Genomic DNA, 16,950 nt, shown 5'->3' on the forward strand with positions numbered 1-16,950 from the left:
GCCTTCGTGTTATGCGTATTTCCCGGTGTGGGTTACGTCGCGGAACGGGTGCCTCAAAGCCGCCGCTGTGCTAGGGTGACCTGCCGGCTGCCCCGGAGATTTTATTGAGCGGAGCCAACATCGACCCGTCTGAGAACCCGTCACGCGCCGTCAACGACAGCGACGCCGACGCGCGGCTGAAGCTGACGCAATTGAAGCTGACCGAGGCTCTGCAGCGGGCAATATTCGCGATTGCGTGGGAACGGGCGTGGCCGCATCTGGCGCGGTTCCTGACGGTCGCCGGCCTGTTCCTGGTCGCGTCCTGGGCCGGGCTGTGGCTGGTGCTGCCGTTTGCCGCACGCGTGGCCGGCGCCGCCCTGTTCGGCATTGCCGGGCTCGCGGTGCTGGCGCCGCTGCTGCGCTTCCGCTGGCCGAGCCGCGAGGAGGGCCTGAGCCGGCTCGACCGCGGCGCCGGCGTCCGCCATCGCCCCGCGACCACGCTTTCCGACACGCTCACCAACAAGGATCCGTTCGCGCTGGCGCTATGGCAGGCGCAGCGCGAGCGCACGCTGGCCTCGATCAAGCGCATCCGCGCCGGCCTGCCGCGGCCGCGGGTCTCGCTGCACGACCCCTGGGCGCTGCGCGCGCTGGTCATCGTGATGCTGGTCGCGACCTATGTCGCCGCCGGCGACGAGCGCGGTTTGCGGGTCGCCTCCGCGTTCGACTGGAACGGCATCATGGCGCCGGCCAATGTCCGGGTCGACGCCTGGGTGACGCCGCCGAACTACACCGGCAAGCCGCCAATCATCCTGTCCAACGCCAACAAGGATGCCAACGCGGCCGACGCCACCCCGCTTGCGGTTCCGGCCGGCAGCACGCTGCTGGTGCGCTCCAGCGGCGGCACCATCGACGTCGTGGTCGGCGGCGGCGTCGCCGAGGTTGCGCCGGAGGGGCAGGCGCCCAAGGGCACCAATGAGCGGCATTTCAAGATCACCGGCGACGGCACCGCGCATGTCCGCGCTCCGGCCGGCCAGCCGCAGTGGAAGTTCACCGCGACGCCGGACCGCCCGCCGTCGATTGCGCTCGCCAAGGATCCGGAGCGGCAGGCGCGCGGCGCCCTGCAGATGTCCTACAAGCTCGAGGACGATTACGGCGTCACCGAAGCCCGCGCGCAGTTCGCAGCGCGGCCGGCTGATGCGCCCAAGGAAGCGTCAAAGGATGCCGACGGCAAGGCCGCGCAGCCGCGTCCGCTGTTCGAGCCGCCGCAATTTCCGCTGGTGCTGCCGAATGCGCGCACCCGCAATGGCGTCGGCCAGACCGTCAAGGATCTCAGCGAGGATCCTTACGCCGGCGCCGACGTAACGCTGACGCTGACCGCCAAGGACGAGGCCGGCAATGAGGGCAAGAGCGAGCCGTTCAACATGCGGCTGCCCGAGCGGCTGTTCACCAAGCCCCTGGCGCGGGCGCTGATCGAGCAGCGCCGTATCCTGGCGCTCGATGCCAACCAGAACGGCCAGGTCTACGTCGCGCTCGACGCGCTGATGATCGCGCCGGAAATGTTCATGCCGGAAACCGGCTATTACCTCGGCCTCCACACCGTGAGCCGCCAGCTCGAGGCGGCGCGCACCGACGACCAGCTGCGCGAGGTCGTCGCCAGCCTGTGGGCGCTCGCCGTCACCATCGAGGACGGCAACATCAGTGACGTCGACAAGGCGCTGCGCGCGGCGCAGGACGCGCTCAAGCAGGCGCTGGAGCGCGGCGCGAGCGACGAGGAGATCAAGAAGCTCACCGACAATCTGCGCGCGGCGCTGGACAATTTCCTGCGCCAGATGGTCGAGCAGTTCCGCAACAATCCGCAGCAGCTCGCCCGCCCGCTCGATCCCAATGCCAAGGTGCTGAGCCAGCAGGATCTCAAGAACATGCTCGATCGCATGGAGCGGCTGTCGCGCTCCGGCGACAAGGACGCGGCGCGGCAGCTACTCGAGCAGATGCAGCAGATGCTGGAAAACCTGCAGATGGCGCAGCCCAATCAGGGCGACGACGACATGCAGCAGTCGCTCAACGAGCTCGGCGACATGATCCGCAAGCAGCAGCAGTTGCGCGACAAGACCTTCAAGCAGGGCCAGGATTCCCGCCGCGACCGGATGCGCGGCAAGCAGGGCGACCAGTCGATGGGCGACCTGCAGCAGGATCAGCAGGCGCTGCGCGATCGTCTGAAGAAGCTGCAGGAAGAACTCGCCAAGCGCGGCATGGGTCCGGAGCAGCGCGGCCAGAAGGGCCAGAAGGGGCAAGGCCAAAAGGGCGACCAGGCCCAGCAGGGCGACCAGGGCGGCGATCAGGGTGATGACGGCGACGGGCTCGACCAGGCCGATTCCGCGATGGGCGATGCCTCCGGGCGGCTCGGCGAGGGCAATGCCGACGGTGCGGTGGATTCGCAAGGCCGCGCGCTGGATGCGCTGCGCAAGGGCGCCCAGAGCCTCGCCGACGCGATGCAGCAGGGCGACGGCGATCAGCCTGGCGACGGCCCGGGCAACCGCGCCGGCCGCCAGCAGAGCGGCGGCAACCAGACCGATCCGCTCGGCCGGCCGCTGCATGGCCGCGAATTCGGCGACGACTACACGGTGAAGATCCCCGGCGAGATCGACGTCCAGCGCGTCCGCCGCATCCTCGAAGAGCTGCGCCGCCGCCTCGCCGATCCGTCACGCCCGCAGCTCGAGCTCGACTACATCGAGCGGCTGCTGAAGGATTACTGAGCCCGCCATTCCCCTCCGCTGTCATCGCCCGGCTCGACCGGGCGATCCAGTATTCCAGAGACGTCAGTGATTGAATCGAGAGGCCGCGGCGTGCTGGATGCCCCGCTTTCGCGGGGCATGACACGGAATGTGAGGCGAGCTGCTCCGCCCCGCAATGACGGCTAGCTCGCCTTCCTTGCCGCCAGCGCATCCGCCACGGCAGTGCGGATATCCGCCACCGAGAACGGCTTGGTCACCACGTCGTGCACGATCGCCTCGAGGCCGGAGGCGCGCTCGCGCTGGTGGGCGAAGCCGGTCATCAGCAGGATCTTCAGCTCCGGGAAATCGCGCGCCGCGGTCAGCGCCAGCGCGATGCCGTCCATCACAGGCATCTGGATGTCGGTGAGCAGGAGGTCGAACGCGCCCTCGTCGCGCGTCAGCATCTCCAGCGCCTCGGCGCCGTCCTGCGCGGTCACGGTCTCGTGGCCGTCCATGGCGATGGCGCGGGCCACCAGCGAGCGCATCGAGTCTTCGTCGTCGGCGATCAGAACACGCGTCATGGTGATGGTCGGTTTCCGAAAGTGGTGGCCGTCAGCCTCAGGCGCGGCCGCCGGTGAGATCATGCTTGTTGAAGAAGCGTACGTCGATATTGCGGCCTTCGGGCGGCGGCGAGGCGAGGCGCGACTTGAAGAAGGCGCGTTCGCCGGGATTGAGCACCGGCTGCTCCAGCACCGCATTCCAGGCATAGATTTCGGCGCCCTGGGCGTCGCGGACCGAGAAGCGCAGCCGCGGCAATTCGACCGGCTTCCTGGTCTGGCCGACGATCATGCCCTCGATCACCAGCACCGGCTTGCCGTCCACGGTCTCGTTGGTGATCTTGAGGTCCTTGAAGGCAAGCCCGCGCAAATTCACGTCGAGCCCGACCATCTTGTAGAACAGTGCGGTCTGCGGCAGCAGCCGCACCACGTCGTTGCGCCAGACGAACAGCGCAATGATCAGCGCGCCCATCGCGGCGCAGGTGGTCGGCAGGGCGCCGATCACCGGCATGAAGGGTATCCGGGGCAGCGAAGGCAGGCGGAACAGGCGGGGCAGCCGCGGCAGGCGGAAGCGGCGCTTCCCAGCGACGTCCTGGGTGCCGGCATGGGCGGCGGCATCCGCCTCAGCCACCGCCGGCCATTCCGTGGCGGCGTCCCCGTCGGCGGGCAAATCGGCCGAAATCGAGGGGCTCTCGACCATCGGGGTCGTGTCAGCCTCCTCGCGGCCCATCGCGTCCCATTCGGCGGCGAGATTGGAGCCGGCGGCCTCGTAGGCCAAAGTGGGCGCGGTCGCCCCGATCGCGTCTTCCGGCCGGGCCAGCCAGACCTCGCGGCAGCGGGAACAACGGACCGTGCGTCCGGCCTCGCCCAGGGTGGCCGGATTGATGGCGTAGGATGTTGTACAATGCGGGCAAACGATATGCATATGGAGCCGAATCTCCACCGTGTGGTATGCCCGGATGCTACTGAGCGACCGTTAACGAATCGGAAACCATAACCGACGCACAAGCTTTCTGTGCGGTTCGCGGCCGCTCGGCGGGCCGCCAGTATTGGGTATTGGGCCACAGGCCCTCTCGAACGGAGCTAGCGCATTGGTTCGGTTCGAAAATGTCGGTCTGCGCTACGGGCTCGGCCCGGAGATTTTGCGCGACCTCTCCTTCATGATCCCGGCGCATTCGTTCCAGTTCCTCACCGGGCCGTCCGGCGCGGGCAAGACCTCGCTGCTGCGGCTGCTGTTCCTGTCGCTGCGGCCGACCCGCGGGCTGGTCAATCTGTTCGGCAAGGACGTCTCCCTGCTGAGCAAGGACCAGGTCGCCGACCTGCGCAAGCGCATCGGCATCGTGCTGCAGGATTTCCGCCTGCTCGACCACATGACGACCTATGAGAACGTCGCGCTGCCGTTCCGGGTGATGGGCCGCGAGGAATCGACCTATCGCCGCGAGGTGATCGACCTCCTGAAATGGGTCGGCCTCGGCGAGCGCATGGATGCGCTGCCGCCGATCCTGTCGGGCGGCGAGAAGCAGCGCGCGGCGATCGCGCGCGCGGTGATCTCGCGGCCGCAATTGCTGCTGGCGGACGAGCCGACCGGCAGCGTCGATCCGACGCTCGGACGCCGCCTGTTGCGGTTGTTCATCGAGCTCAACAAATCCGGTACCGCGGTTATCATCGCGACCCACGACATTACATTGATGGATCAATACGAGGCGCGGCGGCTGGTGCTGCATCAGGGACGGCTGCACATCTATGAGTAGGAGCGGCGACGAGAAAGTGTCGTTGGTCGATCTCGGGCGCGAGCGCCCGCAGGTCCCGGCCACCGCGCGCAACATGTCGCCGATCGTGCCGCGCGCCTCGATCTCCGGCCGCGCGCTGGTCGCGGTGGTCGCGATCATGACCTTCCTCGCCTCGCTGACCACAGGCACCGTGCTGCTGGTCAGTGCGTCGGCGGCCGAATGGCAGTCGGAAGTGTCGAGCGAGATCACCATCCAGGTGCGGCCCTCGCCGGGCCGCGACCTCGACCGCGACGCGCAGGCCGCGCTAGAGGCGATGCGGGCGCAGTCCGGCATTCTCGAGGTCCGTCCGTTCAGCAAGGAGGAATCCGCCAAGCTGCTGGAGCCGTGGCTCGGCAGCGGCCTCTCGATCGACGAACTGCCGGTGCCGCGCGTGATCGTGGCGCGGGTGCAGCCCGGCACCACGCTCGATCTCGCCGGCTTACGCGCGCGGGTGACGCAGGTGGCGCCGACCGCCAGCGTCGACGATCACCGCGCCTGGATCGAGCGCATGCGCTCGATGACCGGCGCCACGGTGTTTGCCGGCGTCGGCATCCTGATCCTCGTGATCATCGCCACCATCATCTCGGTGTCCTTCGCGACCCGCGGCGCGATGGCGTCCAACCGTCCGATCGTCGAGGTGCTGCATTTCGTCGGCGCCGGCGACAGCTTCATCGCCAACCGCTTCCTGCGGCATTTCCTCCGGCTCGGTCTCGAAGGCGGGCTGATCGGCGGCGGCGCGGCGATGCTTGCGTTCGGCTTCTCCGAGTCGATCGCCAACTGGTTCTCCGGCACGCCGGTGGGCGACCAGTTCGCGGCCCTGCTCGGCACGTTCTCGCTGCGTCCGTCGGGCTACCTCGTCCTGGCGTTGCAGGCGGTGCTGATCGCGGCGATCACAGCATGGGCGTCGCGGCGCACCCTGTTCGCCACGCTCGACGACATCGACTGACGGCTCGTGGCGTCGCAATCATGGGGCCGGTTTCGTGATCGCGGGGCGTCGCCGGAGTGTGATTTCGCGCGCATCCGCAAGGCCTTGGCCGGGTAAAACCGGTTTCCACTTTTGCGCATCATGCTCTAAAATCCCCGGGGGGAAGGATAACAGCATCACATGAGTTTGGAGCCCGACGATACGTCGCCGAAAGGCCATGCCGCGCAGCCGCGCGGCTGGCTGCGCGTCGTCATCGTCGTGCCGCTGGCGCTTGCCTTCGTTGCCGCCGCGGTCGGCTTCATCGGCTTCCTGTCGCAATTGCGCGGCGTCGAGACCGATCCGCCGCACAATGCCGACGGCATCGTGGTGCTGACCGGCGGCTCGTCGCGGGTGTCCGACGCGATGGAGCTGTTGGCCGCAGGCTACGGCAAGCGCCTGCTGATCTCCGGCGTGCATCCGACCAACGACGCCAACGACATTTCCCGCTCGGTGCCGGACAGCCAGGGGCTGATGCGGTGCTGCGTCGATCTCGACCGCTCGGCGGTCAACACCCGCAGCAATGCGGCGGAGACGCGGCGCTGGGCGCACGAACGCGGCTTCAAGTCGCTGATCGTGGTGACCTCGAACTACCACATGCCGCGGGCGATCGTGGAACTGTCACATGCGATGCCGGATATCACGCTGATCCCGTTCGCGGTCGTCGGCGACAAATGGCGCGACGAGCCGTGGTGGACGAGTGGCGGAACGTTCCGTCTCTTGCTATCGGAATACGCCAAATATGTCGCTGCGGAGATGCGGGTGCGGCTGGCCGATATCGGCCTCGACCTGACCTCCGATCTCGCCGAGCAGCCGGCAGCTACGCCGCGCCGCCCGGCAACGGCGCAGGCGAACAAGGACTGAAATGATTTTCCTGCGCTCGCTGATCTTCAACGTGCTGTTCTATCTGGTGCTGGTGCTGCTCTGCATCGTCGCGCTGCCGGCGCTGCTGTTGCCGCGTGGCGCGATGATGGCGATCGAGGCCGCGTGGGCCAACACCAGCCTGTTCCTGATGCGCGTGATCTGCAACATCAGGATCGAGTTCCGCGGCATCGAGAAGATTCCGCAAGGCCCGCTGATCGTCGCTTCCAAGCACCAGTCGTTCTGGGAGACGTTCGCGCTGGTGCGCTTCTTCGAGCATCCGCTGTTCATCCTCAAGCGCGAGCTGATGATGATCCCGGTGTTCGGCTGGTACCTCAATAAGGTCGGCATGATCTCGGTCGAGCGTGGCGGCGGCCCGCGCTCGCTGATCAAGACGCTCAAGCGCGCGGCAGCCGAGGTGAAGCTCGGCCGCCAGCTCGTGATCTTCCCGGAAGGCACCCGCACCGCACCCGGCGCTGCGCCGAACTACAAGGCCGGCGTCGCCCAGATCTATGCCGAGAGTGGCGTGCCGTGCCTGCCGATCGCGCTCAATTCGGGTCTGTTCTGGCCGCGCCGCACCTTCATGCGCTATCCCGGCACGCTGGTGGTCGAATTCCTCGATCCGCTGCCGCCGGGCCTGCCGCGCGACGAGTTCATGACCCGCCTGCGCGAGGCGATCGAAACCGCCACCACCCGCATCGTTGACGCCGGCCGCGCCGAGCAGGCGCAATTGTTCGGCGGGGTGCCGGGCGAGGCAAAGGGGTAGGGCCGATCTCGTTCACGCTCGGCCTCCCGTTGCACAGAATCGCGGGGGCATGCATCAGCGAACCAGATCATCGCCGATCGAGCGTCGAAAGCCGATAGTCATTGGTCCGATCAAGGCGGGAGATGAAGACAGCGTATTCGCCCGGACACGGACGCGCATGGATTTACCGCAATTTTTGCCGGATGCGCTGAAACGTGTATCCTTCGCCTCGAGCGTTGCCGTTCGTGTGGACGAAGGGGAAGCCAGCCATGGAGCTCAACGGAAAAGTTGCATTGGTCACCGGCGGCTCCGGTGGAATCGGAGAGGCGATAGCCAAGGCTCTCGCCGCCGCCGGCGCGGACGTTGCCGTTTCCTACGTGGCGGAAACGGCGCGCGCGGGTGAACTGGTCGACGCGCTTCGGAAAGCTGGCCGGCGCAGTCACGCAGTACAGCTTGATCAGCGCGATCCTCAATCGATCGATGCGTGTGTCAAAGCCGTGACCGGCCACTTTGGTCGGTTGGATATCCTGATCAACAACGCTGCCTGGAACGTCGGCATCCCGTTCAAGGAACTCGACGCCTTGACGCCCGAGATCTGGGATCGGATCCTTGAAACGAATCTTCGCGGACCATTTCTGCTGGCACGCGGCTTTGCCTCCGAGCTTCGGCGGTACAAGGCCGGTCGCGTCGTCAACATTGCCTCAATCGCCGGGGTTGCACCGGGCGGCAGCAGTATCGCCTACGCGGTCGGCAAGGCGGCATTGATCCACCTCACCCATTGCCTGGCAGTCACGCTGTCGCCCGAAGTGACCGTCAATTGTGTTGCCCCCGGCCTGGTTGAAGGAACGCGCATGGCGGAGCGCGTGCCCGAAGCCATGCGGCAAGCGGCGCGCGCCCAGTCAGTCCTTGGACGAACCGGAAGCGCCGATGACATCGCCCAGCTTGTGGTGGCCTATTGCCGAATGGACAGCGTGACGGGGCAGACGATTGTCGTGGACGGCGGCAATCCGATGGCGATGCATTAGCGGCAGCGGCGCGTGAGCCCGGTTCACCTTTCCGCCATCAGGGAAAGGTGAACCAAAGATCAGAGGCCTATCACCGCATCACGAACGGATTGGCCGGCACGTCCGTTGCGGTCGAGATCCAGACGCTCTTGGTCTCCTGATATTCGCGCACCGCGTCGATGCCGCTCTCGCGGCCGACGCCGGAGAACTTCATGCCGCCGAATGGCATCATGTAGCTGATGGCGCGGTAAGTGTTCACCCACACTGTGCCGGCGCGGAGCTGCTTCGGCACGCGGATGGCGCGGGCGAGATCCTTGGTCCAGATGCCGGCGGCAAGGCCGTAGATTGTGTCGTTGGCGATCCGGATGGCGTCCTCCTCGGTGTCGAAGGAGATGATCGACAGCACCGGGCCGAACACCTCCTCGCGCGCGATCCGCATCGTGTTGTCGACATCGGTGAAGATGGTCGGCTCGACGAACTGGCCGCCCTTGATGCCGTCGCCGGTGGCCGGCTTGCCGCCGAGCAGGCAGCGCGCGCCTTCGGCCTTGGCGATATCGATGTAGTCGAGCACTTTCTTGTACTGCGCCGGTGTCGTGATCGGGCCGACGTTGGTGTCGGCCTGCATCGGATCGCCGATCTTGGCGGATTTCGCCAGCTCCAGCACGCGCGCGACGAACTTCTCCTTGATCGAGCTCTGCACCAGAAGGCGCGATCCGGCGATGCAGGTCTGGCCGGTGGCGGCGAAGATGCCGGAGATCGCGCCGGCCGCGGCCGCCGTGAGGTCCGCATCCTCGAACACGATGTTCGGCGACTTGCCGCCGAGCTCGAGCGAGACGCGTTTGAGGCCCTTGGCCGCGGTCTCGTAGACCTTTGCGCCTGTCGTGTCCGATCCGGTGAAGGTGATCTTGGCAACGCCGGGATGCGAGATCAGCGCGGCGCCCGCCTCGGGCCCGAAGCCGGTCACCACGTTGAAGATGCCGTCCGGAATCCCGGCCTCTTTCGTCAGTGCCGCGAATTCCAACGTGCTGGCCGAGGTGAATTCCGAGGGCTTGACGACCACGGCGCAGCCGGCTGCGATCGCGGCGGCGCATTTCCAGGCGACGAACAGCAGGGGCGAATTCCACGCGGTCAGCGCTGCGACGACGCCAACCGGCTCATGCGTCGTGTAGGCGAACGTGTCCGCCTTGTCGATCGGCACCAGGCCGCCCTCGAGCTTGTCGACGAGGCCGCCGAAATACCACCACCACTCCGGATGGTAGCGGAGCTGGCCCAGCATCTCGGCCATCAGCTTGCCGTTGTCGCGCACCTCGATCTCGGCGAGGCGCTCCGCATTGGCTGCGACCAGGTCGCCGAGCTTGCGCATCACCTTGCCGCGCGCGGAGGCCGTCATCTTCGCCCACGGGCCGCGCCACATCGCCTCGTTGGCGGCCTTCACCGCCTTGTCGGCATCGGCGGCCGAGCCGCGCGGGATTTTGGCCCAGGCCTCGCCGCGATAGGGATCGACCGTCTCGAACCACTCGCCATTGGCGGGGTCGACATACTGGCCGTTGATGTAGAGCTGATAGGTCTTCATGACATCCTCCCGCAAGGCGACGGTTCTGCTTGGCGAAACCGTATCACGCATTGCGCGACGCCGTCATAACGCAGCCGCGGGAATGGGTTGCAGGCAGTGTGGGCCGGTATCAGCCGTGCGGCGCGGCAAGCTCGGCTGCGATGATCGCGCCGAGCGCCATGTCGCTCTGCTGCCCGAAACCGTGATGCACGATGTTGCCGTCGCGGCCGATCAGGATGCTGGTCGGGGTTCCCTGCATGCCGTAGCGCTGCATGGTGACGGGGATCGGCGTGCCGTCGCCGGCTTCGTCGACGCCGATCGGGAAGGTCAGGCGGTATTCGTGGATGAAGGCTTCCAGCGACACGGGCGTCATCGCCGCGTGGTGCTCGAACACGGTGTGCAGCCCGATCACTTGCAGGTCGGAATGCTTGAACAGCTCGAACGCGCGTTGGGTCTGCGGCGTGCCGTGCGAGACGCAGCCGGGACACAGCATCTGGAATGCGTGCAGCAGAACCGGTCGGCCGCGCAGCCCGGCCAGGGTCAGGGGCTCGCCGGTGTTGAACCAGCGCGACGCGGCGATTTCGGGTGCTGGAGTCACGATCTCAGTTCCTTGCGCTGCCTTTCGGCAAATTGGCAAGGCGGGACAAGGTCTGTCAACGACCCAAAGCATGATCCGGCAAAGTGCGAAGCAGTCGTCCCTCGCGACAAACGCGGAACGCGTTTGCGCCGAGAACACGCTCGGACAAGAGGCTAACGCGCGATGACGCTTCAACCTGGTCTCATAAATCCGGGACGTCCGCCTTGAGCGGTGAAGCGGACAGGCGGCCGCCGAGATGTCCTCTTGTGACCCGCAAGAGACATTGGCGACACCCAATTGCTGCTGCGCAAAATAGACCATCGAGCATATTTCGCCAGTCGCATTTCCCTGCTGTAATTAGGGTAGCTGCAAGCCGAGCCACAGCGAGGCGATGCAGCCACTTTCATTGCAGGAGACCATGGTTGCGCGCCGATTTTTTGTCGGCGTCCCTTAAGGGAGATCAGTCATGAGAACCTTACTGGCGAATGCTGGTTTAGCGCTGTTGTTGGCCTTGGCAACGGGACCAAGCGTCAGCGCTCAGGAGGCCCCTGATTATTTCAAACAGACACTTCCTGACCAGGCACTGAAGCAGCATTGGGACCTACAGCTGGCCTTGATGAATCCCAAGGGAGCTTTGGACGCGAAGACCAAGCAACTCATTGCCCTCGGCGTGGCAGCACAGATTCCCTGTGTCTATTGCGTTTACGGTCACACCAAATTGGCAAAAGCCGCTGGTGCGACCGATGCTCAGATCAAGGAGGCCATTGCAACCGCCGCGCTCGTCCGTTTCAACAGCACGATGCTGCAAGGCTCGGGCTATGACATGCAGAAATTCCAACAGGAAGTTGATAGACTGTCCGCACCGAAATAGCCCTTGGTGTCAATTTTTCTTGTAGGGGTAACGCGGGTCTCGCTACTCCGCACACGTGTTCCGGAATTGCGAGCACACGGCCTGGTCAGGACGTGCTTGCCGCGGCCCGGCGTGCGCGCCGTGCGGCGCGACGGCGCTGGGTCCACAGGCGGGCGCGGTCGAGATAGAGATAGACCACCGGCGTGGTGTAAAGCGTCAGGATCTGGCTCAGGATCAGGCCGCCGAAGATCGCGATGCCGAGCGGCTGGCGCAGCTCGCTGCCTTCGCCGAGGCCGATCATCAGCGGCACGGCGCCGAATAGCGCGGCGAGCGTCGTCATCATGATCGGGCGGAAGCGCATGATGCAGGCCTGGTAGATCGCATCGCGCGACGACAATCCGCGCTGGCGCTCGGCATCGAGCGCGAAGTCGATCATCATGATGGCGTTCTTCTTCACGATGCCGACCAGCAGAATCACCCCGATCATGCCGATGATGTCGAAGTCGGTATGCGACAGCATCAGCGCCGCCACCGCGCCGACGCCGGCCGAGGGCAAAGTGGAGAGGATCGTCAGCGGGTGGATGTAACTCTCGTAGAGCATGCCGAGCGAGATGTAGATCGTCGCGAGTGCTGCGAGAATCAAAAACAGCTCGTTCGCCAGCGCCTGCTGGAAGATCTTCGCGGAGCCCGCGAACCCGCCGGAAATCCCCGCCGGCATGCCGAGCGTGTGCATCGCGTTCTCGATCGTGGTGGTCGCAGTGCTGAGCGAGACGCCCGGCGGCAAATTGAACGAGATGGTGCTGGCGACCAGCAAATCCTGGTGGTTGACCGCAAGCGGCGTCTCGCCATGCTCGAAGCGGGCGACGCTCGACAGCGGGATCATCGTCTCCGCGCTGGTCGAGACCGCGGTCCCGGTCGAGGCTACGCCCTTGCCGGTGGCGCCGATCGAGTTGGTCGCCTGATTGCGCACCACACTGGCGGCGATCGAGCTGATCGAGCTCTTCTGCGAGGACGAGGCCACCGTTCCGGCCACCGCATTGGTGCTCTGGGTGCCGCTCGCCGATCCGCCCGACGTCGAGATGTAGACCTCCTTCAGGGTCTGCGGGTCCTGCGAGAAGCGCGGCGCGACCTCCATGATCACGTGATACTGGTTGCGCGCGACGAAGATGGTCGAGACCTGGCGCTGCCCGAACGCGTCATAGAGCGTGTTGTCGAGCTGGCTGACCGTGATCCCGAGCCGCGAGGCGGCGTCGCGATCGATCACCAGATTGGCTTGCAGCGCCTTGTTCTGCTGGTCGGTGTTGACGTCGGCGAGGGTCGGTTCCTTCTGCAAGGCGGCGACGAGCTTCGGCGTCCACTCGTTCAGTTGCTCGAAGGTCGAGCCCTTCAGCGTGTATTGATAGGCCGCATTGCCCGAGCGCCCGCCGGCGCCGAGATCGCCGATCGATTGCAGGAACAGGGTGGCGCCCGCCACCTTTGCCAAGGGATCGCGCAGCCGCTCGATCACCTTGTCGGCGCGGAGCTTGCGTTCGTCCATCGGCTTCAGCGAGGCGAACACGGTGCCGGTGTTGGTGCCGCCCGGACCCACGCCGCCGCCGCCGGTGAAGCCGACGGCAGTATCGACCGCCGGATCTGATTTCACGATGTCGATGAACTGCGTCAGCTTCTGCTGCATCAGCTGGAACGAGGTGCTCTGGTCGGCCTGGATCGAGCCGATCAACAGCCCGGTATCCTGTTGCGGAACGAAGCCCTTGGGCACCACCGTGTAGAGATGGACGTTCAGATAGAGCGTGCAGCCCAGGATCAGCATCACCAGCAGCGGATGCCGCAGCGCGAGGCCGAGCGTGGCACGGTAGCCGCTCAGCATCAGCTCGAAGACGCGCTCGTTGATCCGGTAGATCCAGCCGTGCGACTGGCCTTCCTCCTTGCGCAGTACCACCGCGCACATCATCGGCGTCGTCGTCAGCGAGACCACCAGTGAGATCACGATCGCGATTGTGATCGTCATGGCGAATTCGCGAAACAGGCGGCCGACCAGGCCGCCCATCAGCAGGATCGGCACGAACACCGCGATCAGCGACACGCTCATCGACAGCACGGTGAAGCCGACCTCGCGGGTGCCGACCAGCGTCGCCTCCAGCCGCGATAGCCCGGCATCCATGTGGCGGGTGATGTTTTCCAGCACCACGATGGCGTCGTCGACCACGAAGCCGGTCGCAACCGTCAGCGCCATCAGCGAGAAGATGTCGAGCGTGTAGCCGAGCAGATACATCACGGCGAAGGTCGCGATCAGCGACACGCCGACCGCCACCACAGGCACCAGCGTCGCCCGGGCGTTGCGCAGGAACGCGAACACGACCAGGATCACCAGGGCGACGGCGATCAGCAGCGTGATCTCGACGTCGTGCAGCGAGGCCCGGATCGTCTTCGAGCGGTCCATCGCCAGCGTGATGTCGATCGCGGGCGAGACCGAGGCCTTGAGCTGCGGCATCAGCCCCTTCACGCTGTCGACCATCTTGATGATGTTGGCGCCCGACTGCCGGTACACGATCATCACGACGGCCGGCTTGCCGTTGGAAAGGCCGAGCGTGCGCACATTCTCCACGGAATCGATGACGTCGCCGACGTCGGTCAGGCGCACCGCCGCGCCGTTGCGGTAGGCGACGACCAGCGGCTTGTAGTCGGCGGCCTTCCGGGCCTGGTCGTTGGCATAGATCTGGTAGCGCTGGTCGCCGACGTCGATGCCACCCTTCGGACTGTGCGCGTTGGCGCTACTCAGCGCGGCGCGGACGTCCTCGAGCCCGATGCCGTATTTGTACAGCGCCGGCGGGATCAGCTCGACGCGCACCGCGGGCAGAGAGCCACCGCCGACCGAGACTTCGCCGACGCCTTCGACCTGCGACAGCTTCTGGGCCAGCACGGTCGAGGCGGCATCATAAAGCTCGGCCGGCGTCAGCGTGTCCGAGGTCAGGGTGTAGATCAGGATCGGCGCCGAGGCCGGGTTGAACTTGCGGTAGGTGGGGTTGGCGCGGAGGTTGGTCGGCAGGTCGGCGCGCGCCGCGTTGATCGCCGCCTGCACGTCGCGCGCGGCGCCATTGATGTCACGGTCGATGTCAAACTGCAGCGTGATGCGGGCGGAGCCGAGCGAAGACGTCGACGTCATTTCGGTGACGCTGGCGATCTGGCCGAGGTGGCGCTCCAGCGGGCTCGCCACGGTGGAAGCGACGTCGGCTGGGCTGGCGCCGGGCAAGGTCGCCTGCACCATGATGGTCGGGATGTCGACGTCGGGCAGCGGCGACACCGGCAGCTTGAAGAACGCAATGATGCCCGCCACCACCAGTCCAAGAGACAGCAGCGTGGTGCCGACCGGCCGTCGGATGAAGGGGGCGGAGAGGTTCATTGTATCAGTGTCGATGTTCGCGGATGAGCTTCTATCTGTCCGTGCCGCGATGCAAAAGCCTAAATGTCACAGGCCGCCGCCATACAGCCGCCGCGATTTGTCCGGCCGCAACAAAGCGCCAGATGGCGACCATATTCCCGATCGCATCGTTCTCGGCCAGGCGGATGCAAACTACTTCGCCGCATTCTGGCTGGTGCCGACGAAGTAGAAATCCTCAGCTCCCGGGACCGAACCATAGCTGAAGGGCTGCTGGCGCCGATCCGTCGCCGCCATGACGTCGTCGCGCACGAGGTCGAACAGCTTGCGGATCTCGATCCGCGGGGTCTGCATGCGCCTGATCAGGGCCGTCACGAACGGGCTGTGGCCGCCGTCGCCGTCGAGCGCGACCTGGCCGTGCTTGGCGGCGTAGACGACCAGCGTGCCGCTGTCGGGTTCGACCTGGGCCAATCCCCTGCCGATCGAGCGTGATGCGACAGTGCGCTTGATCTGGTTGGCGAACGGATTGTCGCGGCAGGCATCGAGAATGACGAGATGCAGCTTGCGCGCCCCTTCGGTGGCGCCCATCACCTGGGTCAGCGCGACTGCCTCGAACGACACGTCGCGGTCGGTGGCGAGTTTGGCGTCGACCGGCACCAGATAGTTCTCACCCGCCATCTCCATGCCGTGGCCGGCATAGTAGATCACCGCCCAGTCGGCGCCGTCAGCCGCGCTGGCGAATGACTTGAGGGCCTCGACCAGGCTGTCCCGCGTGGCGTCGGTGACGAGGCGGACATCCTGAAAGCCCACCGCGCGCAGCGTGTAGGCAATCGCCGCGGCGTCCTGGCCGGGGTTCGGCAGCACCGGGACGGAGCGGTATTTCGAGTTGCCCACGACGAGGGCGACGCGCCGTTCGGCCGTCGTTGCCTTCGGGCCCGCGCCGATCGGCGCGAGCGGAACGGCCGCAGCGAGCGCGGGGGCGGGCTTGACCGTGTCAGGTTTGGTCGCGCCGTGATCGGCGACGACGCTCTTCTCCGTGGTGGCGACCTGATCCAGCCGTTGCAGGCCGTCCCTGGCGACGCGCTGGCCCTGCGTGCGGTCGAGCTGATCGAGCCCGATGACGTCGAGCGCGTGGCGGAAGTCGGCGCGCGCAGCTTCGATATCGCCCTTCTTCTCGTCGGCGAGGCCCCGCCGTGCATAGTTCAGCGCGCCCTGTGCATTGAGTTGCGTGGCGTGGTCGTAGTCGCGCATGGCCTGGTCGAGCTCACCCTTGCTGGCCAGCGTCAGGCCTCGCAGCGAGTAGAATTCGGCTTGCCCATCCTGGATGCCGATCGCGCGTTCGATATCGCGCGTGGCGTTGTCGAGATCGCCGGCGCTGATTTCGACCACGGCCCGGCAATAATACGGGCCGGCTGCGCGCGGCGCGAGCTTGATCGCATCCTGGCAATGCAGCGCCGCGAGCCGATCCTTGCCGCTGAAATCGTAGACCAGCGCGCGATTGACGTAGGAGTACCACGAGTTGGGATCGAGCTCGATCGACTTGCCGTAATCGGCCAGCGCGCGATCATAGTCGCCGGTGGCGACGAACAGCTCGGCGCGATTGTTGAACCAGCCGGCGCTGAACGGACCGGCAGGCTTGAGCCGGATCGCCTGATCGAAGTCGCTCTGCGCACGGTCATAGTCCTGGTTTTGCAGATAGACCTTGGCCCGCTGGCCATAGGAGGGCGCAAACGACGGATTGATCGCGATCGACTGATCGTAGTCCGCCTTGGCTTTTGCCAGATCGCCCTTGTTATGCCAGGCCAGCGCCCGGTTGTAATAGGTGATCGAAAGGTCGCGCCCCCTCGGATTGGCGGCGATCAGGCGGGTGCAGGCGGGGATCGCGAGTTCCGGATGCGGATCCTTGGCGTCGCACGCCGCGCCATCCTCTCGCAGACCGGCATGAGATGGTGAGTTCAGCAGCAACAGCAGGCCGAGCGCGGCGAGCTTGGGCAAAGAGGGGCGCATT

13 protein-coding genes are annotated in these 16,950 nt (G+C 66.0%); 7 read left to right on the forward strand and 6 right to left on the reverse strand.

Going from position 1 to position 16,950, the window contains the following annotated elements; all coding sequences use genetic code 11:
* Positions 1-104 precede the first annotated feature (104 nt).
* Positions 105-2,732: a TIGR02302 family protein gene (locus ACE103_RS04445; protein WP_375778469.1), complete on the forward strand. Its 2,628-nt coding sequence runs from the start codon at positions 105-107 to the stop codon at positions 2,730-2,732.
* A 161-nt stretch (positions 2,733-2,893) separates the two neighbouring features.
* Here the strand turns inward: ACE103_RS04445 and ACE103_RS04450 are convergent, their stop codons facing one another.
* Both ACE103_RS04450 and ACE103_RS04455 read right to left on the reverse strand, forming a co-directional pair.
* Positions 2,894-3,271, reverse strand: coding sequence for a response regulator (locus ACE103_RS04450; protein ID WP_029079732.1), 378 nt, complete (start codon positions 3,269-3,271; stop codon positions 2,894-2,896).
* A 37-nt stretch (positions 3,272-3,308) separates the two neighbouring features.
* Entirely contained in the window at positions 3,309-4,172 is an 864-nt protein-coding gene (locus tag ACE103_RS04455) for an MJ0042-type zinc finger domain-containing protein (RefSeq protein WP_375778470.1), read from the reverse strand.
* Between the two features lie 166 nt (positions 4,173-4,338).
* Here ACE103_RS04455 and ftsE point away from each other — a divergent pair, with 166 nt between their 5' ends.
* The 5 genes from ftsE to ACE103_RS04480 all read left to right on the forward strand — a co-directional run bounded on the left by ftsE (position 4,339) and on the right by ACE103_RS04480 (position 8,608).
* Positions 4,339-4,998, forward strand: a complete 660-nt coding sequence (gene ftsE, locus ACE103_RS04460) for a cell division ATP-binding protein FtsE (protein ID WP_021079468.1) — start codon at positions 4,339-4,341, stop codon at positions 4,996-4,998.
* Complete coding sequence (locus ACE103_RS04465; protein ID WP_375778471.1) at positions 4,991-5,962, forward strand: cell division protein FtsX; 972 nt, start codon at positions 4,991-4,993, stop codon at positions 5,960-5,962. The genes ftsE and ACE103_RS04465 overlap by 8 nt, the downstream gene beginning before the upstream one ends.
* 159 nt (positions 5,963-6,121) lie before the next feature.
* The gene (locus tag ACE103_RS04470; protein ID WP_375778472.1) at positions 6,122-6,841 is read left to right on the forward strand and encodes a YdcF family protein; all 720 of its coding nucleotides are present in this window, start codon (positions 6,122-6,124) and stop codon (positions 6,839-6,841) included.
* Between the two features lies 1 nt (position 6,842).
* Positions 6,843-7,604, forward strand: a complete 762-nt coding sequence (locus ACE103_RS04475; RefSeq protein WP_375778473.1) for a lysophospholipid acyltransferase family protein — start codon at positions 6,843-6,845, stop codon at positions 7,602-7,604.
* Between the two features lie 248 nt (positions 7,605-7,852).
* Complete coding sequence (locus ACE103_RS04480; protein ID WP_223974211.1) at positions 7,853-8,608, forward strand: SDR family NAD(P)-dependent oxidoreductase; 756 nt, start codon at positions 7,853-7,855, stop codon at positions 8,606-8,608.
* Between the two features lie 70 nt (positions 8,609-8,678).
* Here the strand turns inward: ACE103_RS04480 and ACE103_RS04485 are convergent, their stop codons facing one another.
* Both ACE103_RS04485 and ACE103_RS04490 read right to left on the reverse strand, forming a co-directional pair.
* On the reverse strand, positions 8,679-10,160 hold the full coding sequence (locus tag ACE103_RS04485; protein WP_375778474.1) for an aldehyde dehydrogenase: 1,482 nt from the start codon (positions 10,158-10,160) through the stop codon (positions 8,679-8,681).
* Between the two features lie 109 nt (positions 10,161-10,269).
* Entirely contained in the window at positions 10,270-10,737 is a 468-nt protein-coding gene (locus ACE103_RS04490; protein ID WP_375778475.1) for a peroxiredoxin family protein, read from the reverse strand.
* A 445-nt stretch (positions 10,738-11,182) separates the two neighbouring features.
* Here ACE103_RS04490 and ACE103_RS04495 point away from each other — a divergent pair, with 445 nt between their 5' ends.
* The gene (locus ACE103_RS04495) at positions 11,183-11,587 is read left to right on the forward strand and encodes a carboxymuconolactone decarboxylase family protein (RefSeq protein WP_375778476.1); all 405 of its coding nucleotides are present in this window, start codon (positions 11,183-11,185) and stop codon (positions 11,585-11,587) included.
* A gap of 85 nt (positions 11,588-11,672) precedes the next feature.
* On the opposite strand, the gene ACE103_RS04500 is transcribed toward ACE103_RS04495, so the two are convergent.
* Positions 11,673-14,966, reverse strand: coding sequence for an efflux RND transporter permease subunit (locus tag ACE103_RS04500; RefSeq protein WP_375778477.1), 3,294 nt, complete (start codon positions 14,964-14,966; stop codon positions 11,673-11,675).
* 171 nt (positions 14,967-15,137) lie between these two features.
* Entirely contained in the window at positions 15,138-16,949 is a 1,812-nt protein-coding gene (locus tag ACE103_RS04505) for a caspase family protein (protein WP_375778478.1), read from the reverse strand.
* Position 16,950 lies beyond the last annotated feature (1 nt).

Origin of the sequence: Bradyrhizobium sp. ma5 (genome assembly GCF_042258955.1) — a bacterium.
In the GTDB taxonomy this organism is placed as follows: Bacteria; Pseudomonadota; Alphaproteobacteria; order Rhizobiales; family Xanthobacteraceae; genus Bradyrhizobium.